A 23,623-nucleotide genomic window follows, 5' to 3' on the forward strand; every position below is an offset into this window, starting at 1 on the left:
AGCGACGGTGTTGTAGCACGGCTGCACGCCGACGCGCCGCGCGGTGGCCACCTCGAAGACGATCACCTCCGGCGGACCGGTCTCAAACGGAGGCTCCGACCGCGCCTTCACCACGTTCTTGTCGCTCTCCACCGTCGACCTGGCAGGACACGGATGGGGCGTCGCGCAGCAGGCGGAGCCATCCGCCGCCACCATGGCGCACAATATTGGTGACCAGCTCGTGCACGGCCAAGACGAAGTCCTCCAGCGGGTCACCAGCGAAACCGGCCGCGCCCGACCACGGCCTGGCTCAAGCGCGTGCCCGCTCTGCAGGTGCCGCGAGTCCTGCCTAATATGTTCCCCGGATGTGTCGGTGACCGGTTTGAGAGGTCGGGGTGCACGGCCACCATCCGGAGCGGGTGCCCCTCGACCCCCGGGTTCCCGTACGGCGCACAGGAAGGCCGCGTTCACCCCCAAGAACGGGGCCTTCCGCGCGATGAGCAGCCAGCCAGCACAGGCATCCGGGCAGCTCGGGTCGCGCAGCCGGTTGGCTATCCGCGCTGCCGATGGCGTCGGATCTGCTCCGCGAGCTCTGCAAGGCGCGCATGAATGTCGGCCAGCTCACGGCAGCGTGCGGTCCGACTCGATGATCACTCGGACCTGGTCAACGTGATCCAGCAACACGCGGCCGACGGCGGGGGCCTGTTGTCTGTTCGCCGGATGAGCTGGGTGGACTTTTGGCTGATGGTGAGTAAGGTCAGCTAGCTGTCCGCACCTGTGCGTTCAGAGGAGGCCGGCGACCGTGGCCGAGAAATCGACCGCTCGCCCCGCCGATGGGGCTGCCCAAGACGACGACCCAAGTGAAATTGACAGCTGGACCGCTCACCTGTCGCGGCCGGCAGCAAGCGACTCCGACACGTACGACGAGTGGCCGGAGGCCGCCGCGCCGCAGTGGCGCGAGGACGTGCCGGACCCGTACGAGGAGTCCTACCAGCCCGAGGACACGAACCCGGAGCACGAAGCGCGGCACGCAAGACACCGGGCGAGCCAGCAGTACGAGGAATACGAGCAGTACGACCGGGCCTACGGCCAGCACGACTACGCGTACCGGGGATCCGAGCCGGGGGCCGACCCCGCACCGGCGGGCTACGAGCCCGACCAGACCTTCCGGGGCGACGAGCACGAGCAGGCCTCTTGGGAGGAACGGCGGGCCCAGGCGCCGTACGGACCGAACGACGCCGGCCCGGTGCGCGAGGACGCGCATGTCGGGCTGCAGGAGACCTACGCCGTACCGGAGGTGGGCTACGCCCACGAGGAGCATTATCCGCACGACGATGACGCCGACCTCAACGAGTACCGCTACGGCGGGTCCGCCCCGCAGTACCCCGAGGCGATCGAAGACGCTCCGACCCGAGTGCTGCACAACCTGGAGCTTGATGCCCGCCCGCGGCCGGCCAGCCGGCGACGCTGGCTGATCGCGGTCGGCGGGCTCGCGGTGGGGGCGCTGGTCTGCGCTCTGACGTTTACCTGGAGGTCGGGCGGGCCGCCGGAAGGCGCGCTGCCGCTGGTGACAGCCACCATCCCGCCGGACGCATCTGAGGAGCCGATTGCCGTCCCGGAGATGCCGACGGCGACGCCGAGTTCCGCGACCCCGAGCTCCTCCGCCACGCCCAGGACCACACCGAAGGTCACCCGTTCGCCTAGCCCCGCACCGTCGGTCACCCGCCCCGCCGCGCCGCCCCCGACACGCTCCGTGACCACGCCGACGCAAACCCGAAGCGCGAGTCCGCTCCTGCTCGGGCCATCGAGCAACGGCGGGGTGGCGAACATGGCCCAGGGATACTGCGATCGGCACGCCGCCGGGAGCTCCGCGGACCCCCGCAACGACGGCAGTTGGCAATGTACGAGGCTTCTGTCTGCGTCCACCGTCGACATGAACGTCGCCTGCCGCGACACGTACGGTTCGGACACCTACGCACGAACATCGAATTCCGGCGATCCATACGCCTGGCGGTGCTACCGCTGATCACCCGGCTCAGGGAACTGATGCCCAATCTCTGTCCGTCGCCCTACGCACGTGGCCGTGCTCCTGCGGCGGGCACCTGGTGCTCCGCTGCCGACGTGCTGGCGGACCCGCGGGTCGGCGGGGCCGCGACACACGCGAAGGGCGGGCCCCGGACTTGCCGCGACCGGCCTTCGCTGGTCCGCTCAACAGACTAGGTACGGCAGCCCGGGCACCCGGCTCGGAAGGCAAGCGGGTTGCCGACTGGTGGTGGTTCTCGGCCCGGCCAACACACGAGGGCTCCTTTATGGACAGACGTAACGAAGGTCATCAGTTTGGCGCTGTGCAGACAGACAGGATCGATCCCTGTCCGGGCCGGAACCCTCCGGCGCGTCCCTCTGGCGTAAGGATTCCATGTCTCTGCACCAGCAACGACGTCTCAAGCTGCTCGGCGCACTCGCGGGGAGTGCGTCGATCGTCACCTCCATCGGGCAGCGCAGCCGCCGAGCACTGCGCACCGGCTGCGCCCTGTTGGCGCTGTCCGGCACGGTCGCCGCGGTCGCCCCGGCCAGTCCGGCGCTCGCCGGCCCCCGCCGTGCTGACGTCGCCGTCACCCTCACGGCAAGCCCCACCGAAGTAACCGCGACGGGCGGCGTAACCACCGCCACCGCCGAGGTGCGTAACGTCGGCACGGACGCCGCCAGCGACGTGACCGTGACCCTCACCCTCCCGCCCGGCGCCGGCATGGCCACCGAACCGCCCTACTTCGCCGAGTGGAAGTGCGATGTCTCCACCGCACCGACGTGGACCTGTATCCACGGGCCGTTGGCCGCCGGCGCGGTCGCCGAGTCGTTGAGGTTCGATCTGTACCTGCCTGGCGGCGCCCACGGCGAGGCGGTGACGATCGGCGCGGCGGCGACGACGAGCAGCCGCGAGCTGACCACCACCAACAACACCGACCAGGTGACGGTGCACTACGCCGCTGCCGACCTCGCAATCGGCATGACGGCCATCCCTGAAGAGGTGATCGTCGGCGGCGAGGTGATCCTTACGCTCAACGTCCAGAACATAGGCGCCGGCGAGACTACCGGGGCTTTCCAGCTGGATGTCTACCTCCCCGACACGATGACGCCGACGGCCGGGTTTCCTCAGGGTGACTGGGACTGTCAGGTCCTGCTGAACCCGGCGCCTGGCTTCGGGGACTACTACTGCGTGCACCGCGGCCCCATCTACCCTGGTCAGGTCCTCGAACCGGCCTGGCTCCGCGCGAGGGTGGACAGCGGCACGCCAGGTGAGGCGCAAACGGCCACCGCAAAGGTACGCCCGGTCGACGGCGAGGTGTCGACGGCCAACAACACGGCGCAGGCCAGCGTCGCCGTCGTCGAACCGGGCACCATCCGCGGCAGCCTGTGGATCGACCAGGACCGCGACGGACAACGGGACGCCGACGAGCCGGGCAGCGCCTTCATCCGATCCCTGTTGTTCCTGCCGCAGGCCCCTGTCGACGGGGATCCGACGGAGGTCACGGGCGTGCTGAACCCGGATGGGACCTACTCAGCGGCCCTCAAGCCCGGCCCGTACATCGTCCAAGTGCAGATCGAGTCCCGGTACCGTGACTTCACCCGTCCCGATGTAGGCGATGACGCCACCGACTCCGATATCGTCACCATTCAGCGGGAAATCTACCTAGGCATCGACGCCGGCAACAGCGCCGTGATCGATGTAACCGCCGGCAGCGACACCACCATCGACGTCGGCTTCATCGACCTCACCTCGTAACAGACGACGGACGCCAGATGCGGCCCCGGCAGCTTCCCGCCGCCGGGGCCACATTCTCGCTAAGGGCTGTCTCGTAACTGGGTGAAGCCGTTGTCTGCAGCCGGGTTGGTTGTCACCAGGTCAGGGCGATGTTGTGCAGGTGTGCGATGCCGGAAGCAACGTCGGTCAATGTGCCGGCAGCGTGGCGGTAGTCGCGTAGGACCTTTCAGTTCTTCATCCTGGCCAGGGCGTGTTCGACCTGCGCTCGGATCGTGCCTGCTGGGCGTTCAGGTCTTGCTTCCAGACCGGTAGCGGGCTGCCCTTGCGGTACGGGATGATCATGAGGTTCCCCCGGTAGCTCGGATTCTCTGTGCCCGCCCCTCGTAAATACCCGGACGAGGTGCGCCAGCGTGCGGTGCGGCTGTATCGGGAGTCCGACCCTAAGCCGGTGATCAAGCGTCTGGCCGAGCAACTCGGCGTGCATCCCGAGGCGCTGCGCAACTGGATCCGCCAGGACCAGGCTGATCACGGTGAGCGCTTCGACCAGCCCACCACCGCCGAGGCCGAGGAACTGCGGCGGCTCCGCAAAGAGGTCGCTGAGCTGCGCAGAGCCAACGAGATCCTCAAGGCCGCGTCCGCTTTTTTCGCATCGGAACTCGGCCCGACCCGGCGAGGTCATGACGCTCGTGAGCGAGCTGCGCGACCGCTTCGGGGTCGAGCCCATCCTCCGGGTCCTGAAGATCGCCCCGTCGACCTACTACGGCTGGCTGGCCCGGGAGGCCGCCCCCGGCCTGCGGAGGTCGCCGACCGCGGGTTGCTGTCGGAGATCATCGACACCCACGACCGGTCCGGGCAGACGTATGGCAGCCCGCGAATCCACGCGCCGCTGCGACGGCGGGGCATCCGGGTCGGGCGGTCGCACGACTTCGATTCGGCATTCGCGCCGGCTCTACGCAACCTCAACGCCGACACGCCGGCCACTGCCACGGTTCTGCTGTCCGACGGGTCGGAGGTGCGCCGCACGCTGGAGCAGGACGAGCGGGGACGGCTGGCGCTGTCGGCCCGCCGCCGTCCTCCGGGTTTCGTTGGGCGCCGATCACCCTCAAGCGCTCCGACCTGCTGCGGTTCCTGGACATCGATCCGCTGTCGCGGGGCGCGGTGTTCTTCGACTACTTCCCTGGTGATGCCGAGCGGATGGGTATGCGTCCTGAGGAGCGACAGGCGCTGCTGCAGGACGAGTTGTTCGCGGCCCGGGTCCAGCGCAAGACGCTGGCCACCGACCTCGCCGACCGCCTGCACGTGCCGCTCGAGGCGGTCGAACTCCCGGAGACGCTCAGGAAGACACTTCGTGACCAGCTACTCGGTGGCCGGACTCTGGAACAGGCGGTCCAGGACCGCGTCTGGGAAGAGATCGATGAGGATCTGCGGGTCGCTGACTGGCGGCAGGTCACCGCCTCGAGCGCGGCCCGGCGGATCTGCGAGAGGGCCTTGACCGCGCGCTGGTGCTCGGTGAGGAGCTCGCCGCCGCGGCGGGCCCGCGTCCGTGGGTCCGCGATGGCGGCCACCGCCTCGAGCTCGTCCACGCCGGGATCCTCCCCGGCGGTCGTTCCCTCGCCAAGGTGACATCGGGTGACACGGCTGCCCGCCGAGCGCCCGCTCCCTCACGATGCGAAGGTGAGGACCAGCGCGGCGGCGGACCCGGTGCTGCGCCGGCCGGTCGCGCCGATGCTCGCCACGCCGGTCGACGCCGTGCCCGAGGGCCCCGACCTCATCCATCAGCCGAAGTGGGACGGGTGGAGGTGCATCGCCTTCCGCGAGACCGACGGCGTTTACCTGCAGTCGCGGGCGGGCCGGAACGTCACCAGTTACTTTCCGGACATCACCCGGGCGATCCGGGCGCTCCCGCCCGGGGTAGTGCTGGACGGTGAGCTGATCGTGTGGCAGCGCGGCCGCACGAACTTCGCGCTGCTGCAGCGGCGGGTCACCGCCGGCCGCGGGCTGCTCAGCCTGGTCCACGAATGCCCCGCCCACTACGTGCTGTTCGATCTCCTGGCCGACGTCGGCGGGGAGGTGATCCTGGACCTGCCGCTGTCGGAGCGCCGGGCCCGGCTCGAGCAGCTGCTCGTCGACCCGCCGGCGCAGCTGACCGTGACCCCGCAGACGACCGACATGCGGGAGGTGGCGGACTGGCTGCTGAACTGGACCGTCGCGGCCGGCATCGAGGGCGTGGTGACCAAGCGGCTGGGCTCCAGGTACGAGCCGGGCCGGCGCGGCTGGTGGAAGTTCCGGACCCGGATCGTGACCGAGGCGATCGTCGGCGGCGTGACCGGCAGCATCCGCAGCCCGGACACCGTACTGCTCGGCCGGTTCGACCGCCGGGGACGGCTGCGGTACAGCGGGCGGACCCACCCGCTGACCGGCGCCCAGCAGGAGCAGCTCGGTGGGCTGCTGTCGGCGCTGCACCCTCTGCAGCACCGCCTGGCCGCCGTGGCGCGCCCGTGGCCGGAGCCGCTGCCGGCGTCCTGGTCGGGGCAGCTCGAGAGGCCGGAGCCGCTGCGGTACGTGCAGGTCGAGCCGACGGTGGTGGCGGAGATCGACGCCGACGTCGCGTTCGAGCACGGCCGCTGGCGGCATCGAGTGCGGTACGCGCGGGCCCGGCCGGACATGTCGGTATACGACGTGCCGCTGCTGCTCGGCGAGGAAGAGGGCTACTTCGGCGAGCCGTAGCAGCGGCCGCTGGAGGCCGCGTTTCGGCAAGGAGGCAGGAGATGGACAGATGGAACCAAGCCGCGCAGCATCAGTGCTGCCATCATGATCATGAGTCGCGTCTTCTCGGCGCTAAGCGAGTGGTAACGCTCACTGAGCAGGGTCGGATCATGGGTTGTCTGTTCATGATGTTGATCTGCGGCGGGATGGTGGCCGCCGGTGGCATACGTCGGCACTCGGCCCGGCTGCTGGCGGGCTGTTCCTGTTCCTCGGTGTCCCGGCCTTCATCGGCTGGCTTACATACAGGTACGGCAAGCGACAAACGGAGCAGCGTCGAGCAGCCGAGCAGTGCGGGCAGGGGCGGTGGGGGGCGTCGTGAAGCGGCCGATGTCCATCAGTGAACTGCAGGCGGTCCTCAGCGGCCGACCGCGTGCCCGCACCGTCGAGGACGATCAGTGGCTTGCCCACCATTGGGCGCTGGCAGAGGGTTGTACAGCTGCGGCCACCCGTCGTGAATCGACCACGGAGTGACGGCCGCTGCCGAGGTCGTCGAAGTGGGAGGTTGATCCGGACGTCGCCAGCGGATGCACCTTGGCCGCGGCTGGTGCCGCCGGTCAGTTTGAGCGCCTCGAGCACGTCGGGGCCGTCAGATTGACAGTCTGCCCAGGCTCGTGACTCGGCTCGCTGATCACGATTGTCCCTCGGATTCGGTGAGGAGCATTTCCCATTCCTTCTCCAGGGCTTGATTGATTCGATGGTCGCGGGCGATGGCTTCTTTGAACCAGGCGATGGTGGCGGGCGCCATAGCGAGAATCTGGTTGTAGTTGAGGGCGGCCGGGTTCATGCCAAACAGCAGCCCGGTCTTGAGAAGTGTGCCTGAGGTGGCGATCGTGTGCCCGAGCAGCAGCATGGAGGTGAGTTTGGCGTGCTCCATCTTCCGTTGCGCTGCGGTACCGCCGTTGGCATAGCTTTTGAGAAGCCAGTACCCGCGGATGATCGCGGACACGAGGCCAGGAGTGATCCCCATGGTGAAGAAATGGCGCAGGTCGTAGCCGTTCGTATACATGTAGCGGGCGACGTCGGTCCAGGGCACCTTGACACCGGAGGCGCCCAATGCGAACGGCGAGTTGACCTGGCCGAGTTGAAGCAGGCTGAAGAACGGGGGCTGCAGGCCGGCAGGTGTGTAGACGTCCGAGAGCAGATGGCGCACCTGGGTGATGAGGGCGGTGATCAGGTCGACCGGATCGTGGTTGGTGGCGACCTGGACCAGTTGCCCTGCCTTGTCGATGTAGGTGCCGGTGCCGTGCATGAGATCTGCCACGCCGTAGAGGAAACCCAGGGCCGGATCGTGGCCGAGGCTCTGGAGCCGATGGAGAGCCGGCCGTATGCCGCTGACCAGGCCATCGGTGGCCTTCGTGGTGGAGGCGTCATAGGGCACTTTGGCCAGCTTTTCGAATCCCTTGAAGAATCGGACGTGGACGTCATGAGCCCGATCCTTGTCCTTGAGCCATTTGGTGAGCGGCGATCCCGTGTACTTCTTGCCTAGGAAGGTGGCGTCCTGGGGGATGCGGACGAGGATGACGTCAAGGAGGGTCGCGAGGGCTCCGGCAACCAGGATGACCGTCCAGTCGGTCTTGTCCCAGCTGATGTCGCCATGTTCCTCGGTGTAGCTGCGCAGGCTGCGGGCTATCTGGCCGGGGGGAAGAACCTGCTGGAGCGGGTCCCGGGTGAGATCGATACCCAGCAGATCCAACCGGGCTTCGGCAAGCCTGACGAGCTGATCGAAGTCGCCCTCAGCCGGGACGATGGGCACGGCGTAACGGGAGTAGCTCGGTGTCTCGACACTCACGGTGGTCACCGCGCGCGCCTGGGACTCTTGGTCTGGTACGAGGATGCCCATTGCTTGGAGGCGGGCGCGCACCGCGTCGAACTCGGATTCGACCGAGTCCAGGGTGTCGCTGACGCAAAGTTCGCGTTCGAGGACATCCTTGAGGTCGAATTCCACCTGGTCGAACAAGCCCCGCAGTTCGGTCAGCGTGACGGCCTGGTAAGCCACGACCGCGGCAGCAGCCGAAAGCTGGTCACTCGACACTGAGCGGCTCCCGCCGTTCGAAGGCCTCCTGGCTGGTCTGCAGATTCACCAAGGCCAACTGAAACGCGGCCAACTCAGCCCGGAGCGTGGCGAGTCGCTCTTCGTTCCTCGTGGTCTGGGTGAGGTAGGCCTCCATCCGGTGACCGAGCCCCGCGATATCGTCGGTGAGCTCGGCCATCGCCTGCTGGTGATTCTTGATGACTTGCTGAATCAGATGCTCGCGCCGATTCTCTCGTTCACGCTCGTTGGTGGCCAGCACCCAACGCGCCCCCTGATGGACCGCGACCCCGAGAATCACCACGGTGCCGATCCCGGTGACCATCGCGCTCAAGCCCAGCAAACCGCCGAACCCCAAGGCCGCCAAACCCGAGGTGATTCCCGCCCCGCTGAGGCCGGAGACGCTGCCAGCAAGACTGACCGCGGCGATCGGGGCACCGAACGCAGCCGCCTTGGCAGCAATGTCCTTGGTGGTGGTCTCCAACTGGCTGGTCGTGATCTTGCCGGAAGCGAACTCCTCTTCCGCAATCACGAACCGTTCGGTTGCCTCCACGACCTTGTCAGCTGACTCGGGGAACACGAGTCCTGCGACCAGCACGATCCGCTCACGCTCAGCGTCCGCAGCATGCCTGTCAGCTCGCGAAATTCGCACCAGATCGCGCACCAGCACCGTGAACACCGGCTCGCGCTGATCCTCCTCGAGGAGGTCGTGCAATTCCCTGGACAGCTCCACCGTGGCGTCGGGGACCCCTGCGTCGCTCGCTGCATCGCGTTGCGCCCCAGTGATTTCCCTGCGCAACTCCGATCGCGCTTCGCCGTCGAGACCAATCGTCGATGCGAACAAGTACAGATTCGCGATCTCGCGAGGATCGAGGAGGCCGTCGACCAGCGCCAAGCTCACCAACACGCGGCAATAGAGCAACTTCCCGTCGACGCTGAGCGCGGACAAGTCGCCGAAATTAGCGGTGTTGCGGGACGACCACGCCGACATGCTGTCCGTGACTTCTGCAACCTTCGCCTGCACCTGCTCGGCGGACTGCTTCACTCTCTCCTGGGCATCGCCAGCAGCATCAGCGACAAGCTGCCACGCGGCGCTCGTGCTGTCGGCAACCATCCGTCCAGCGGCGTCAGCAACGCCCTTCAGCCGTCCAAGCCCAACGTCACGAAGGTCCATCGCCATCCCTTTCATGTCTTTGGCGAAAGGCTATCGGTAGCCACCGGCAAGACGACGTCCTCCCAGCGGCCCTTGCCGCAGACCCGTTCGGGCCAACGGCCCGGACCGGTCCGATAGCAGACCGATGGTCTGAATCAGCGGAATGTCTTCCTCCGCCCAATCCGTGGCGAGCAGCGCCAGCCCGGCCGTCGCGGAGCATCCATCAATGCTGTGCCCGCACCACTGGCCGGTCTGCCGCACCCGCTGCCGGCCCGCGCAGCGCCGCGGCAGCGATGTGCTCGTTGTGGCGGATCGGGACGACGACATCGTGGAACGCATCGGCGAGTTCGCACGGTGCCGCATCGGCCTTGCCGAAGTGCATGTCGAGGCTCGCAGAAACGCGGCGCCGTCGAGCCGCCGATCCTTCCGGCTCCGCGGTCGATGCCGCCGGCGGTCATCGTCCGGATACGGCTCGCCATCGCGCGACAGAGGAGAGTCCGGATCCTGCTGATGCAGGCGCAGACCGTGTTCAAACAGGATGATCTGGGGTCCAGAGCGAACCAGGCGCGGTCGTCACGCTCACCGGCGGGCGGAGGACTCGATTCTCTCGATGCCGGGATGACGCCAGCCAGAACCCGCCACGGCAAGTAGCGCACACGGCGTCAAGCACCTCCGGCCCTCCGATTGATGGCCCAGGGAAGTGCGGACATGCGCCGCCAAGCGCAAGATCAAACCAGCCGGGACGCGGAGGTACGGCGCCAGCAACCATCCCCATCGACAAGGGTCGTCACCAACAGGCATACGTCAGCTCGAGCAGGCCAGCGTGGGTCGCGGGTGGATGCCTATTCCGTCGTCATCAGCGTCATCGATTCCGTGACGGTGCCCAGCTCGTTGCCGATCAACGCCTTCACCCACAGTTCGGGGCCGGGTCCCATTAGCCCGCGCTCGCCACCCTCTTTACATAGACGGCCACCATCTTCTTAAGGTGCGACGGAAGCGGGATGTCCAGGTAGATGTGGTCGATTCGGTAGCCGATCTCAAGCATTTCGGCGCGTGAGAAGGGTGAGTTCCGGCGCACCTCCCAGTCGGAGTCCCAATATTTGAACGACCACAGGTTGTCCCCGGGTTCAATCTCTGCTAAGTCGACCAGCCGTTCTCCCCGCTCGACTGCATCCTTCTTGATCTTTCTGAGTGAAATCCAGCCATGACAGCCGATCGGGGCCGGAGAGGCGGCCACAGCCAGCCTGTGCAGGCTCTCGCCCCATATTTTGAGCGTATGGTTGTAGACGTAGCCCATGTGCCGCTCGACCACCGAACCGCCGTCCCCCGGCGGACGGGCTACAGAGATCGCCTCGCGGGTGTGAGGGTTGTCAGGACGCGGCACGAGGTTCACGATCACCGGCACCCTCGTCTCGACCCGATTGTCAGCCTCGACGAAATCGGTGAACTGCTTGACGCGTGCCAGAGTGTCCAGCACGAAGCCCCTCATAGCAGCCAGCGAATCGTCCCACACTCCGAAGATTGCCGGATGCGGCGACTGGACCGGTGGGATCACCACCATCTCGCGCGCTGGGTCGTAGGCAATCGGACCGTAGACCCGCGGATCCCGTTTCAGCGTCTCCCGTGCTGCTGCGTTCCGCCTCGCCGCGCGCTGCCGTTCCGCAGCCGCCCTTTCCTTCCACCGCGCAGCCTGTTGCGAAATGAACGGATGCGAATCAACGAAGAAGGCTGCTCGCTTTGCGTCTCCGTCCACCCTGCTTCTGTAACCGCATATGCACTGCACGAAGTGGAGCTTGCTACCGCTCGCAGTTGCGGTGATGACCTCCGCGACATGCGGCCCCTCCGGATTGCCTTCCCATAGTAGGGATGGCGGCAGTGGCTTCCGCCACACATGAGCGTCTGCGTACGCGAAAGCTTGGTCGGCATCGTCCAGCGGCTGGCTCTCCAATCCGCACGAGCACCGGACTAGGTAGAAATGGCCGCCGGCGGCTACGCCGATCACCGTCTCCGTGATGTGCTTGCCGCGGGCCGGGCCCGGCGCCCCTGCTTCCGATCGGCGCTGAACGAGGTGTTCCGGCGCCATCGGGCGGTCTCCCAAGCTCTGCGTGGATTCCGCTGGGCGATGCGCACGCCCCGACGAAGGCGGCGAGGCGGTTGCGGGACGCGGAGCTGCGGAGGTCGGAGCCGATGTGGTTGCCATGCCTCGCGACACGTCGGGTGGGAGCGGACCTTCCGGCTCGTCGTCCTCGCTCTGGATGCCTTTCGTTGCCTCCAGTGCAGCCTGGAGGTCGATGGCGTGCTTGCCGACGAAACGGATCATCGCGGCCTCGCCGGCGAGCATCAAACCGATGGTGATGCTGCTTTGTCCGCCGACGTGGTGGGCGAGCAGTGATGCCCGCAGGTCTTCTAGCGGCGTGTCCCGGGCGTGGCGGTACATGGCCGCGCACGTTGGGCACAGTGCGAGGCGGTTCTCGTGCAGGTCGCGGGTGCTGTCCTTGACAAACTGGACCGCCTCGAAGTAGTAGTCGCCGCCGATTTTGAAGGGCATTGCCGAGGTGCACACCTGGCAGACCATGACGTCTTCGTCATTGGTGTACATCTGGGTGAGGTAGGCCCTCGCGGCACTTTGGAGGCCCGGCACCTGGATCTGGACGGTGCGCATGCGCTTCTCAGACCGGCGCTCGGGTGCATCCGCCGCGTTCTCGCCCGCGCGTCGGGCCCGCTGTTCCGGGTCGGCCGAGGCACCTTCCGGCAGTGCCAGGTTCTTCCGCTCACGTAGCCAGGCCCGCATGCTGTCCGGGTCCGCCTGGTAGGCCTCGGCGATCTCGAGCAGAACGTCGACGGATTCGAAGCCGAGTGCCTTGGCTTGCAGTTCGCGTTCTCGGCGTTCCTCGACCGCGATGGCCGCGTTCCTGCCGAAGCCGACGTGCTGCAGCATCGGTGAGGCGTCGGGAACGATAAGGCCTTCCGCCAGCTCGTCGGCGGTGATGTCGGTGGGGAGCCGAAGGTTGCCGTCGCTGTCGAGGACCCACGGTGTGTGGCGCAGGCTTTGCAGCAGTTGCGACTCGATGGCGTAGCGGGGGCTGGTCATGTTCGCCTGGAACTCGGCCTCTGCGAAGGATGCCTTGGCGAAGACGACTGCCCGCCAAAGGGAGCGCAACAGGTCCTCGTCCTCGGTCGCGACGATCAGGTCGAAGTTGGGAATCTGCCAGTCCTGCGCGACCCGGGTATACGCGCGCTGTCTGCCTCGCGACCACGACTTCTGAAACTTCGGGTTGTCTGAGATGTCTGCGGGCCTGACCGAGAGCCCGCGCGTGACATCGAGCGTATCGGCGAGGCCTGTGACATCGAAGTCCTCAGACGCGTACGCGGGGTCGAGCCGGCCGGGTGGGGTGCCTCGGTACTGCTGCGATTGATAGAGGGCGGCGAGACCGGTCGCGATGAACGGTTGGTCGAGGTAGACGTCGCGGGGTGGCGCCCAGTAGTGTTCGCCGTCGCGCTGTACGGCGACGAGGATGGCAAGGCCTTCGAAGGCCTTCGCCTCGACGACGTCGTCGTCGAGCAGCCGCTTCAGCTGACGCAGGTCGTCGACGTGTCGCGCGGTCACGGATGCGGGATGGAGGTCGTAGGTCTCGAACCGGGCCCGCAGTTGGGCTGCGGCATCCCATGGCTGGACGTCGGCATGTTCATAGAAGTCGTGCAGGGCTCGACGCGCGCCCTTGGTCACGTCCTTCGTCGCCTCGTCGCCGTCATCGTCTGGAACCAGCAGCGAGTCCGGCACGAGGCCGTCAACGTGCAGGCCCGGCGCCGTCGGTAGGTAGGCTTCTTTGCCTGGCACGTGCCGGGTCGCGGCGCCGTCCCGAACCCGGAGTAGGGGCGCCTTGGCCAGTGTGAGGTTGTAGGGGTGGCTCGCCTTGAGCCTGCCGGCGAGGGTGCCCAACGCGATGTAGGAAGCCCGGAGCCGCTCATCGGGCTTGGCTTCAATCCATTTCGTCCAGCCCTGCCACGTCTCGTACTGCTTCTCGACGTGCCACGGCACTCTGCGAAGGTTAAAACCGTATCGAGTGACGTTCTCGTAGGCACGAGCTGCGCGACCCAACGCGTGTGCAAGCTCGTTGGGACCGAAGTCGATCGCATCGAGCGAGTCGAGGAACGCCCGTGCTCTGCCCTCCCGGGCCGGCATCCAGCCCGTGATGGCCTCGCGGTCATCAAGCTCGGCGAGACCGAGAAGGAAGCGCACGTCCTTGACCGTGAGAGCTTCGCGAAGGCTGCGGTCAGATCTGAGTAGTTGCTTCCCCGGTGCGTGTCCGCCGCCGGCCACCGGCGTGAGCGGCTTGTTGTCGAACGCTTCGATGATCCGCTCGCGCAGGACCTGGTACCGTGCCGGCAGGCCATCGTCAGCGTTCGGGAGCGCGCTGAGCAGGCCGTCGGTGAGCAGGCCGGTATCGCGCATGACCGGCAGCGCTTGTGCGATGAGGCTGCCGATCCCGTCGATGAGCGCGTCGTTTCCTGGATCGTCGCGAACACTGTCGCGGGCCACGGTCGAGGCGAACGGCGCGTGGATGTGGAACCTCAGCCCCGATGTCTCCTTGACTGCGGGAAAGTAGATCGACACCTGGCCGTCGACCGGCGCCACCGCGTAGCCCTTGGACCGGGTCATTGGCTTCTCTGCGGTGTCAGGCTTCGGCTTCTGCGACGTGTCAGGCTTCGCGGCCGGTGCCTCGAGAGCGAACGCCGCCGCGACCGGGACGGGACGTCCGTCGATCTCGACGTCACCGCTGATCCGGTACCATCGCGCCGGCCCCGCCTTGTCGTGGGAGCTGGCGATCTCGATCACGTTGCCACCGATGGCACGCCGATCGAGGTGCCGCGGTTCATCGCCGAGCACGGAGCTGGCGATCGACATGATGTTGTTCAGGAACAGCAGCGTCGTCCCGGAAAGCTCGCGCAGCGCGTGCGCGACTTCGGCCGCCGCACGGTCTGCAGGCTTGTCGGGACGGTCAAATGGGAACCAGAACGTGGTCCACCCCGGCTGCCCGCGGCCGGGTACGTAAACGGGGACGAACAGATCGCGAATGGCGAACGAGTGCGTGCCCGAGTGGATGACGGGGTGTCTGTGTGTAGGCGAAGACCGCCTTGAATCCGACGCCGAACTTGCCGATACTCGTCGCGTCGTCCGCCTTCGTCGACTGCCCGATGCTGGTGATCGACTCGATGTCACGCAGATCGAAAAGGCGGGCGCCGTCGTGCTCGACGAGCAGGCCATCGCGCCTCAGGTTGAAGACCACCTGGTGAGCACCGGCGTCCTCCGCGTTCTGCAGCAGCTCATAGATGAAGTGTGCGTTGTCGGGGTAGAGGTCGGCGAGAAGCCGGCGTAGCCCTTCCTCGAAGCCGTTGTCACGCGCCGCCACGACATAGGCGCTGCGCCGCGCGGACAGTGCGTCGAACGTGGTCACGGTGCTTCGACCTCCAGGGACACGGTCGCCAGATGACGGGTGATGAGGTCGGCGCCGGTGACTGCACGTTCGTGCTGTGCGATGAGCCGGTCGAACTTGTCTCTGACGGCGATCAGCTCGCTCTGGCGCATCTTCACGATCTTGGGGTCGCTGACCTTGTCGGCGTTCTCCTGGACGACATGAAGCTGCCGATCTCGCTGTGCCCGCAGTGATGCCACCCGCTGGGCACCAGCGGCTCTCGCCCGAGCGACATGCTGGTTACGGGCAACCTCCCACTCCCGCTGGTGCCGCTGCTCGAGCGCGTCCACATCTGACTCATAGAGGGCCACGCTTGCGTCGCCGTCGACGGCAAGCGTCAGGAGGCTGTCCGCGGCGACCTCCACTGCCGGATCCGTGCTGATGTAGCGGAGCGTAAGGCTGTCACGGACGTCGAGCCTCGTCCAGGCGTGGACCGCGATCGGGTAACTGCCGGGTGGCACGACGTCAGAGCGAACCCGCAACGACGCCATCGGTGCGCCCGGCAACGCCGCGTGCTGGGCGGCGAGTAGCACCAGCGGGTGAGTCGCGCTGAGCAGCTCCACGTCAGTGTCGTCGGCGGCCAACTCGGGATCTGTGGTGACCCGTAGGACCGCCGGTTTGCGGCGTAACTGCCGCTCCAGCCGGGCGTCGCCGCCGACTGCGGCATGAAGGTCGCCGCTCACGCGGGCAGCGGCGTTCTCGTCCAAGCGCACCACGGCGACCTTGTTCGGCCTCAGTGCCAGCCGGCGGCCCGGTAGGACGGCCTCAAGGTAGGCCCGGACGAGGTCGCCGACCTTCTCGTCGGAGAGCCACTCGCTGCTCGCCTCCGCGACCCGCGATTCGAACGACTCGGTGGTCAGCCCGAGCAGCACTCCCTGTTGGTCCTCGATCCGTTCCAGCTCCTGGATGCGCGCCACTTCGTTGTCGGCGATCTGGCGTAGCCGTTCCTCCCGGTCGGCGTCGGAGAGAAACAGATCGTCCGCGATCCTGCGCAGCTCGGTCGTCAAGTCGCCGAGGATCCTCTCGCTGCCACCCAATGCGCGGTGAAAAACACCGATACGCAGTAGGCAGCGGTCGTAGATCTCCGCCTCGATGGTCCCCTCGGTGAGGATGTTGATGACCGCGACGGACTCGCTCTGCTGCCCACGTCGGTCGATGCGGCCGATGCGCTGCTCGATGCGCATCGGATTCCACGGGATGTCGTAGTTCACCAGGGTGTTGCAGAACTGGTAGTCCAGGCCCTCGGTGCCGACCTCCGAGCAGAGCATCAAGTCGATCGCGTCAGGATTGCTCTTCGGCAGCTTGAAGCGCCGGCGCAGTGAATGCCGGTCCTCGTCCGGGACGGCACCGTGGACCACACCTACTCGCACACCCCACGCGCTGGCCTTTTCTTGGAGGTAGCGCAGCGTGTGACGGAAGGTGCTGAAGACCAGGACCTTGTTGTTCTCCTCCGCCTGCTTGTCGGTGACGAGCTGCCGGAGGACGTCGACCTTTGGGTCGGGAAGACCGTTGAGGCCCTCGGCCAGCTGCCCGATGGCGCGGATCTCCGCCCGAAGCTCGCCCAGCGACGGGGGGACGTCGTCCGGCGCGTCGTCACCGATCTCGGAGAACTCGACCTTGTCGAGCCGGTTCTCCAGCACCTGCTCCACCAGCGGCGCCAGGCCGCTGATCGAGCTGGCCGCCTGGCGCCGAAGCATAGACAACAGGAAGGCCACCGGCATGCCCGGCGTCTGGCGCTCGACGATGCGCCGTCCCAGATCGATGACCGCGTTGTAGACGACCTCTTGCTCGGGAGTGAAGGGAACAACCGGCGCGCTGGGCTTGCGTGTGGTGAACGTTCCGATGTCGCGCCTACGGGTTCGGCTGACGATGGAGGAGAAGGTGTTGAGCTCCTCAAGCGTGCGCACGACGCGAACGCGTGCCCGCGCGTCCCCGGGGTCTTCGGTCAGTAGTTCACGGACCAATTCCACTCGCGGGTCTACGGCCGTCACGGCGCGTCCCCAGGTTGTGGAGAGCGCGTCGTTGAGGGCTTGCTCGGCCTCGTCCTGCCATCCGTCCTGTCCGCCGCGGGCGGCCTCGATGGCTTCGTAGAGGTGGTGGTTCGGCTCAAGCATCTGAGCGAAGTCACGCTCGGTCGGGACAAGGTCGTCGCGCAGCAGGTTAACCAGCGTGAACAGGTCCCGGCTCTGCGTCTGCAGCGGTGTAGCAGAGAGAAGCACGACCGCCTCTGCCGACGCGGTTAGGCGCTTCACGTTCTGGTAGGCGAAGGTGGCGCGGTTGCGGATGTGGTGAGCCTCATCGACGATCACCAGGTCAAAGCGTGGACCGGCAAGATCGACAAGCCCGGCCTGCCGCAGCCGGCCGTTGGCGTCATTGCCCACGAGCAGGCGCTCGTCGAGCAGTGAGTAGGGAACGATCGCTTTTGCGAACCGAGCCGGCCACTCCCCTTCGCGCAGGGCCTCCTCGATACAGAAGCGCAGGTCGGAGCCATCAAGGTGCACGAAGTCCTCGTCGAACCGCTTGAGCTCGTTGCGCCACTTCTCATCGACCACCAGCGGCTTCGGGCAGATGATCAAAACCGAACGGACGCGGTGGCGTGCTTGGAGTTCCTTGAGAATGAGGCAGGCCTCGATCGTCTTGCCCACGCCGACGTCGTCGGCGATGAGCAGGCGTGGGCGGTCCGCCTGCACGATCTTCAGAACCGGCCGGAACTGGTAGGGCTCGTAGTCGATGCGTCCAACGTTGCGGGCGTGCAAGTAGCTGGTGTTCTTATCCCTGATCAGTTCAGACGTCAGACCCGCCCGGAGAGCTGCCGCGGAGATCTTCTGTTCCTTCGAGTCCGGCAGCACCACCTCGACCTGGGAGCCGAAATAGCCATGTGTCCGGTTGTCGTGAAACACGTCGTACCGAAGCACGCCGCCGATCTCCCGGGAACCGGTGATCACGCCGATCACATCCGGCCGCGCAACGAGTCGCACCGTGACTCCTGGGGCGAACTCCGTTGTCATACAGCTGATCCCTCCGCTGAGTGGCGCCAGTCTGGAAGACCGGAATGGTCACGAAGTCCGCGCACTCCGCAGCGCGGGCGGGCCACGGAACGAGAACAGGTCCTCTTAATAAGGCCTGTGCAGCTACCGTGTGTGACCGGCAGCGGAGTCGGCGAGTATCGGCAAGCGGGAGCCGTGGCGAGACCGGTCACAACTCTTCGACGGCCTGCCGCAGTTCCGGGTTGAGGGTCCAGCCGTGCGTGTCGAGCAGGCCGCGCAGCTCGGCCAGGGCGGCGCGCGCCGGTGTGCCGGTGGTCAAGGTCGTGTAGCGGGCGGCGACCGCCGGCGTGCGGCTCTGACCGGCGGCGCAGTGCAGCAGCACGACATGGCCCTCCTTGCGCAACTCAAGCATCATCCGGGCGGCCTGATCGACCACGAAGTGCGGCTGCGCATTGGCGCCGGGCTGGTCGACCAGCCACACCGACACCCGGTTGCCGACGGCCACATCGTCAAAGTCGTCGCAGCCAACCCGACACAGGGAGACGACCGCGCCGACGCGCGCCGCGGCCGCGTCGGTGTGAAGGTTGCCGAGGATCACGCCGGGGTCGCGCGGATGCGTCAACATCAACGGCGCAACCGCAGGTCGCGGCGCGTGGGCGCAGCCCGGCCAACCGCCCTGGCCGGCCTGGCCGCCCTGGGCCGTCAACATGGCCAAGCGGATCAGGTCCGCCGCGCGCCGCGCCGGCCAACCGTGCACGACGCGCTGCCAGGCCAGGGGCACCGCGGAGGAGCCCCACCGGGCGCCCAGCAGCGCCCCGGCGATCGCCGCAACCGTGTCGGTGTCGTTGCCGACGCGCACTGCCGCCGCCAAAGCGCGTTCGAGATGCTGGCAGGGGAAACGGCCGCGGCCCGGATTGTGGTCCGGAACGGTGGTGTGGGTGATCGCCGACCAGGCGGCCTGTAACGCGGCGACCACGAATCCGTTGGGACGGAACTGCTCCGGCGGCTTGGACTCCGCCTCGGCCAACCAGCCCGACCACTGGTCACGGCGTTGCGCGGGCAGCAGGTCCAGACCCTCGTGAACCCCGTCGAAGGTCCCGTCGAGAACCGCCCGGCGGATCCCCGCGCACCACAGCACACACGCGTCCCCGGCCAGGGGGTCGTGATGGGTCAACTCGCTGACTGCCCGGGCGGCCTCTGCGAGCGCCTCCGGCTGACCGAGATAGGCCAGCGCAACCGGCGCGGTGCGCATCAGGGACCCGTTACCGGCGCTGCGGCCAGTCCGCCGGTGCAACTCCGCGGCCGCGTCCCGCATCACCGCGGCGATGCCCGCTCCGCTCGCCTGTGAGACCGCGTCGAGGACCTGGCGGGTCTGGGCCCCGATGTCGCTGGCGCCCTCCCGTCTCCACCGTAGGAAGTTGCCGGCGATACGGTCCAGGGAGTCGCTGCTGGGCAGGTCCGCCCCGGTGGCGGATACCTCCGCGATACATACCGCCATCTGGGTGTCATCGCTGTACTCACCCGGCGCGTACGGGCCGAGTCCACCGCCGCGCATCTCGGGCTGTTCGCCGGCCGCAAGGGGCGGTTGGAACTCGTACGGCACGCCCAACGCGTCACCGCACGCCGCCGCGAGGAGAACACCGGCAGCCCGGTCGCCTTGGATCGCATTCAACGGCACAGTCGCCGCCATCAACTCCCCCACCGCCAACTCCCCACGCCCGCATCGGCCTAGGCCAGCCCGGCGACCATACTGCGACAGCGCTGCTGAAGCATCCTCATCCCGGCTAGGGTTGCCGCCCGCCGAATCGGCACTGCCACAGCCATCACCGTGACGCCGATCGGCGGGACCGGGTGTCCGTACGGCCAGCAATGGCGCCAATAGCTGGCTCTCCGCTTGCCGGCGCCAGGCGCGCACCGCAAGCTCAAGCTCCATGTGCCGCACCCGCATGTCGCGGCGGGTCCCGCTGGCCAGCGTTCGCTGCCGGCGGGTCGTCGCCCGCCATGGCCGGCGCTCAACGACGCCCTGCCGCAGCAGGAAGTCGTAGAGGCAGCCGATCGCTGCCGCGTCGCGATCCCAGGCCGCCTCACCGACCGTTGCTCGGCCTCGTCGAGCCGCCAACGCCGGAAGTCCTGGACGTCAGCCTCAGAAGCTGACGCCGGGTCGAGCCCTCGGGCCTGCAGGAACCGCAGCAGCATCAACGCCGTATATGCGTACCCGCGCATCGCCTTTGGGCTGCGCCGGTTCAGCGCCAACTCCCGGAACCAGCTGCACAGCGGCTCTACCGGCCACATTGACTCCGACAGCAGCACCGGCGTACCCGGGATCGGCGCGAACCTCGCGAGGACATCGGAAATCTCCGGTGCACTCAGCCCCGGGGCACCACCAGCCTTACGGACCGTCCGCTCGTCTGCGAAGAACAGGTGCATTACAGCTCCGGGCAGTCGACGACTACGTCAACCACTCAACGGTGCCAACGCCCGACAGTAGCGGCGGACAGCCTGATCAGATCCACTGGATGACTACGCCAGCCGACTACAGCCTGTTGTCAAGGAGGTGAGCTGCCACCGGTGCGGCGGCACGACCTTCGCGGTCCATGTCGACGACGAGAGCGGGTGCGCGCAGACAGGGTGCGTGACCTGCGGTGACCGTGCCTTGGTCGCAGACAGTGCCGACTACCGGCAGGAAGCCGACCCCGAGGAGTGCGCGTGCCCGTGCGGCGGCGAAGCCTTCCAGGTCGCGGTCGGGTTCGCTCTGCGCGCTGATGGTGAGGTCCGGTGGGTCAGCGTCGGGCTGCGCTGTACCCGGGATGGTGTCCTTGGTGTCTACGCCGACTGGAAGATCGACTACTCCCCTACGGGTCACCTCCTGGTCGGTGCTGCATGATCGCCGCCGCGCTGCGCCTGCATCCTTGAGGCCAGTAGGAGCTGCCGGCCGATGAACTGGCGCTGACAGCGGGTAAGCCGGGTCGGGTTGTCGCCGATTACGTACGGTCGGGGAATGGACGTGCTGCTGCGCGGCGGGCCGGGTGACGGCCAGGTGGTGCCCGGCGGCGGGGAGACCGTGGTGTGGGGGGCGTGCCTGTACGAGATCACGTCCGAGCGCGGTCTTCGGCAGGGGCGTGATCTGCGTGTGTACCGCCACCGTCCCGACTGCTGCGAGCCCTATGGTCGAGGCGCCGAGGACCGCTGCGAGTGACCTACACCCCGCCGAGTCCGCCGACTTCTTTCCACCCCGCCTCACACCGCTTTCGAACATGCGTACGATCACCTGGTGCAGGAGGTGGTCCGGAGGTGGTGGAACGAGGTGTGGGGGCGCCTGGCGCGCCGGGATGTGTGGCTGGTGCGCCAGGCGCCGGTGGCACGACACAGGCTTGTCGCGTGGCTTTTATCCAACGACTGCCAAGAAATCCGAGTAGAACAGGCCCAGGCCGACCGCCACGCAGACGCCGGCCACGATCCAGAACCGGACTACAATATTGACCTCGCTCCATCCGGCCAACTCGAAGTGGTGGTGCAGCGGCACCATCCGGAAGACACGTCTACCGGTGGTCCGGAACGAGACGATCTGGATCACCCAGGTCGTCGTGATGATGACGAAGAGCCCACCGATCATGATCGAAAGCAGCGTGGTGCGGGTTGCTACCGCGAGCCCGCCGATCAGGCCGCCAAGCCCGAGCGAGCCCACGTCACCCATGAAGATCCGCGCCGGGGACGTGTTCCACCACAGGAATCCCACGCAGGCGGCGGCCGCCGCCGCCGCGATCATGGCGATCTCCAGGGGATCCCGGACCTGGTAGCAGTAGTCGTTCACGCGGGCGTACGCGTCGTCGGCGCACCAGTGCCGGTACTGCCAGAAGCCGATCAGCGCGTACGCGCCGAACACCAGGATCGACGCGCCGGTGGCCAGGCCGTCGAGGCCGTCGGTGAGGTTCACGCCGTTCGACATCGCCATGATCACGAAGACGAAGACCATCACCGCGCCGACCTTGCCGACGTTCAGCCAGCTGATGTCGCGGATGAGCGAGATGTGCTCGCTGGCCACGGTCTGGCCGTTGGTGCTCGGCACGTAGAGCGCGGCGATGCCGAACCCACCGCCGACGATCGCCTGACCGAGCAGCTTGCCTTTGGCGGACAGTCCGTCGGAGTTGCGCCAGCGCACCTTGAGGAAGTCATCGAAGAAGCCGACCGCGCCGCAGAAGACGAACAGCCCGAGCAGCACCAGGGCCGTCATGGTCGGCCCCTCCTGCGCGATCTGCCGCTCAGGCAGGGTGGCCAGGGCGATATGCCCGGCGACGTAGGCGAAGACGGTCGCCACGATGAAGACGACGCCGCCCATCGTGGGCGTGCCCTTCTTGCCCTGGTTGCTGGCGAGCCCGATGGATCGGATCGGCTGGCCGGCCTTGAGCGCGGTGAAGACGCGAATCGCCACCGGCGTGCCGAACAGGGAGATGATGAACGCGACCGCGGCCGCGACGATGACCGCCCTCACGGGCGAACCTCCCCGAGATCCGGATTTCTCACGGCGTCCCCACCGCGCAATGCGTGTCGGATAGGTCGGCATGATGCGAGCCGCCGACCGCTTCCTGCGCAGCCCGCTCGATCTTCGCCCAGTACGCCTCCCGGGCCGCCGTGTCGATCTGCTCCTCGTACTCAGCCATCATCCCGGTCCGGCCATCGAGCTGCTCACGCAGGATGTCGGCGTGTCCGGCATGCCGGGTGGTCTCCTGAAGGACGTGGACCATGATGTTGAACAGCTTGACGTCGGGCCGCGACCACCACGGCACGTGGCCAGGCGCGTCGATGGGAAGCTCTTTGATCGTCGCGTCCGCATGCCCCCAGGCACGCTGATAGAAGTCGATGATCTGTTCGCGGGTCTCGTCCGGGGTCACCCACAGGTCGCTGCCGTCCGCGTCCTGCCATCGCCCCAGCGGCTCCGGGTACGGGCGGCCGAGGACCTCACCGAAATACCAGGCCTCCAGGGTCGCCAAGTGCTTCACCAGGCCAAGGAGGTTGGTCCCCGTCGCTGTCAAGGGACGCCGGACGTCGTACTCGGACAGGCCATCGAGCTTCCAGACCAGCGCCTGACGTGTCCGCCTGAGCTGGCCGTGCAGATGGCTCTTCGCGAAATCCTCGATCATGGGACACGAGCTTGCCATCCGACGGCAAGCGGAGCAGCCCTGGACCTCACAGCGCCGTGGTTCGTAACTCGCCGACACGAATCCGACGACGATCGTGCAGCGCCAGGCCCGAGGTTTCAACTTGTGTCCGAAGCCGCGGAGATAGCCATACGACAGGCATTCGGACAGTTCCGATAACCGACGTCGCCATTTGACATCACCCGGGCGATCCGCCACACCTTCCCACCGGGGGTGATCCTCGACGGGGAGCTGATCGTGTGGGAGCGGGGGCGGACCAGCTTCGCCCGGCTGCAGCGCCGGATCATCGAGCCAACGGCTGGTGGTCCGGCTGGCCGGC

At 67.2% G+C, this 23,623-nt stretch carries 15 protein-coding genes, 2 pseudogenes and 1 other annotated feature; of the genes and pseudogenes, 6 read left to right on the forward strand and 11 right to left on the reverse strand.

Annotated features, from left to right (window positions below; genetic code table 11):
• Positions 1 to 781 precede the first annotated feature (781 nt).
• Entirely contained in the window at positions 782 to 2,005 is a 1,224-nt protein-coding gene (locus ONA70_RS20550; protein ID WP_265008089.1) for a hypothetical protein, read from the forward strand.
• A 390-nt stretch (positions 2,006 to 2,395) separates the two neighbouring features.
• Positions 2,396 to 3,760, forward strand: a complete 1,365-nt coding sequence (locus tag ONA70_RS20555; RefSeq protein ID WP_265008090.1) for an SdrD B-like domain-containing protein — start codon at positions 2,396 to 2,398, stop codon at positions 3,758 to 3,760.
• 112 nt (positions 3,761 to 3,872) lie between these two features.
• On the opposite strand, the pseudogene ONA70_RS20560 reads toward ONA70_RS20555, so the two are convergent.
• Positions 3,873 to 4,096: pseudogene (locus tag ONA70_RS20560) on the reverse strand (IS5/IS1182 family transposase); the annotation flags it as partial.
• 58 nt (positions 4,097 to 4,154) lie between these two features.
• Between ONA70_RS20560 and ONA70_RS36980 the strand changes: the two are divergent.
• The 3 genes and pseudogenes from ONA70_RS36980 to ONA70_RS20570 form a co-directional block, all read left to right on the forward strand.
• Positions 4,155 to 4,643, forward strand: a pseudogene (locus ONA70_RS36980) (transposase); the annotation flags it as partial.
• Positions 4,376 to 4,488 (forward strand) — a sequence feature (AL1L pseudoknot). Its footprint overlaps the pseudogene before it by 113 nt.
• A 254-nt stretch (positions 4,644 to 4,897) precedes the next feature.
• A complete protein-coding gene (locus ONA70_RS20565) occupies positions 4,898 to 5,362 on the forward strand; it encodes a hypothetical protein (RefSeq protein WP_265008091.1) in 465 nt (154 codons plus the stop codon).
• Positions 5,363 to 5,413: 51 nt separating this feature from the next.
• Positions 5,414 to 6,466, forward strand: a complete 1,053-nt coding sequence (locus ONA70_RS20570; RefSeq protein WP_265008092.1) for an ATP-dependent DNA ligase — start codon at positions 5,414 to 5,416, stop codon at positions 6,464 to 6,466.
• A gap of 667 nt (positions 6,467 to 7,133) precedes the next feature.
• On the opposite strand, the gene ONA70_RS20575 is transcribed toward ONA70_RS20570, so the two are convergent.
• The 8 genes from ONA70_RS20575 to ONA70_RS36985 all read right to left on the reverse strand — a co-directional run bounded on the left by ONA70_RS20575 (position 7,134) and on the right by ONA70_RS36985 (position 20,575).
• Positions 7,134 to 8,537 carry a hypothetical protein gene (locus ONA70_RS20575; protein WP_265008093.1) on the reverse strand — a complete coding sequence of 468 codons (1,404 nt, stop codon included), beginning with the start codon at positions 8,535 to 8,537 and terminating at the stop codon, positions 7,134 to 7,136.
• Positions 8,527 to 9,708 (reverse strand): tellurite resistance TerB family protein, encoded by a 1,182-nt coding sequence (locus tag ONA70_RS20580; protein ID WP_265008094.1) that lies wholly within the window; start codon positions 9,706 to 9,708, stop codon positions 8,527 to 8,529. The genes ONA70_RS20575 and ONA70_RS20580 overlap by 11 nt, the downstream gene beginning before the upstream one ends.
• Positions 9,709 to 9,910: 202 nt before the next feature.
• Positions 9,911 to 10,069 (reverse strand): hypothetical protein, encoded by a 159-nt coding sequence (locus ONA70_RS20585; protein WP_265008095.1) that lies wholly within the window; start codon positions 10,067 to 10,069, stop codon positions 9,911 to 9,913.
• A gap of 552 nt (positions 10,070 to 10,621) precedes the next feature.
• Entirely contained in the window at positions 10,622 to 14,593 is a 3,972-nt protein-coding gene (locus ONA70_RS20590; protein WP_265008096.1) for a hypothetical protein, read from the reverse strand.
• A 94-nt stretch (positions 14,594 to 14,687) separates the two neighbouring features.
• The gene (locus ONA70_RS20595; RefSeq protein ID WP_265008097.1) at positions 14,688 to 15,143 is read right to left on the reverse strand and encodes a sacsin N-terminal ATP-binding-like domain-containing protein; all 456 of its coding nucleotides are present in this window, start codon (positions 15,141 to 15,143) and stop codon (positions 14,688 to 14,690) included.
• On the reverse strand, positions 15,140 to 18,139 hold the full coding sequence (locus ONA70_RS20600) for a DEAD/DEAH box helicase (protein ID WP_265008098.1): 3,000 nt from the start codon (positions 18,137 to 18,139) through the stop codon (positions 15,140 to 15,142). The genes ONA70_RS20595 and ONA70_RS20600 overlap by 4 nt, the downstream gene beginning before the upstream one ends.
• A 217-nt stretch (positions 18,140 to 18,356) precedes the next feature.
• A complete protein-coding gene (locus tag ONA70_RS20605; protein WP_265008099.1) occupies positions 18,357 to 19,850 on the reverse strand; it encodes an ADP-ribosylglycohydrolase family protein in 1,494 nt (497 codons plus the stop codon).
• A 26-nt stretch (positions 19,851 to 19,876) separates the two neighbouring features.
• A complete protein-coding gene (locus ONA70_RS36985) occupies positions 19,877 to 20,575 on the reverse strand; it encodes a site-specific integrase (protein WP_406601222.1) in 699 nt (232 codons plus the stop codon).
• 571 nt (positions 20,576 to 21,146) lie between these two features.
• Here ONA70_RS36985 and ONA70_RS20610 point away from each other — a divergent pair.
• Positions 21,147 to 21,344, forward strand: coding sequence for a hypothetical protein (locus tag ONA70_RS20610; RefSeq protein WP_265008100.1), 198 nt, complete (start codon positions 21,147 to 21,149; stop codon positions 21,342 to 21,344).
• A gap of 189 nt (positions 21,345 to 21,533) precedes the next feature.
• Here ONA70_RS20610 and mraY read toward each other — a convergent pair whose 3' ends face one another.
• Together mraY and ONA70_RS20620 are read right to left on the reverse strand one after the other, a co-directional pair.
• Positions 21,534 to 22,637, reverse strand: a complete 1,104-nt coding sequence (gene mraY, locus ONA70_RS20615) for a phospho-N-acetylmuramoyl-pentapeptide-transferase (protein ID WP_265008101.1) — start codon at positions 22,635 to 22,637, stop codon at positions 21,534 to 21,536.
• 28 nt (positions 22,638 to 22,665) lie between these two features.
• Positions 22,666 to 23,286, reverse strand: a complete 621-nt coding sequence (locus ONA70_RS20620) for a DinB family protein (RefSeq protein WP_265008102.1) — start codon at positions 23,284 to 23,286, stop codon at positions 22,666 to 22,668.
• Positions 23,287 to 23,623: the final 337 nt, after the last annotated feature.

It is taken from the genome of Micromonospora yasonensis (genome assembly GCF_026013475.1).
GTDB classification, from domain to species: Bacteria; Actinomycetota; Actinomycetes; order Mycobacteriales; family Micromonosporaceae; genus Micromonospora; species Micromonospora yasonensis.

Excerpts from the sequence above, each read along its gene's own strand:
- ONA70_RS20555 (WP_265008090.1), top strand. The coding sequence starts at position 2,396 with ATGTCTCTGCACCAGCAACGACGTCTCAAGCTGCTCGGCGCACTCGCG.
- ONA70_RS20580 (WP_265008094.1), bottom strand. The coding sequence starts at position 9,708 with ATGGACCTTCGTGACGTTGGGCTTGGACGGCTGAAGGGCGTTGCTGAC.
- ONA70_RS20590 (WP_265008096.1), bottom strand. The coding sequence starts at position 14,593 with ATGTCGATCGCCAGCTCCGTGCTCGGCGATGAACCGCGGCACCTCGAT.
- ONA70_RS36985 (WP_406601222.1), bottom strand. The coding sequence starts at position 20,575 with ATGCACCTGTTCTTCGCAGACGAGCGGACGGTCCGTAAGGCTGGTGGT.
- ONA70_RS20610 (WP_265008100.1), top strand. The coding sequence starts at position 21,147 with ATGGACGTGCTGCTGCGCGGCGGGCCGGGTGACGGCCAGGTGGTGCCC.
- ONA70_RS20585 (WP_265008095.1), bottom strand. The coding sequence starts at position 10,069 with ATGCACTTCGGCAAGGCCGATGCGGCACCGTGCGAACTCGCCGATGCG.
- ONA70_RS20620 (WP_265008102.1), bottom strand. The coding sequence starts at position 23,286 with ATGATCGAGGATTTCGCGAAGAGCCATCTGCACGGCCAGCTCAGGCGG.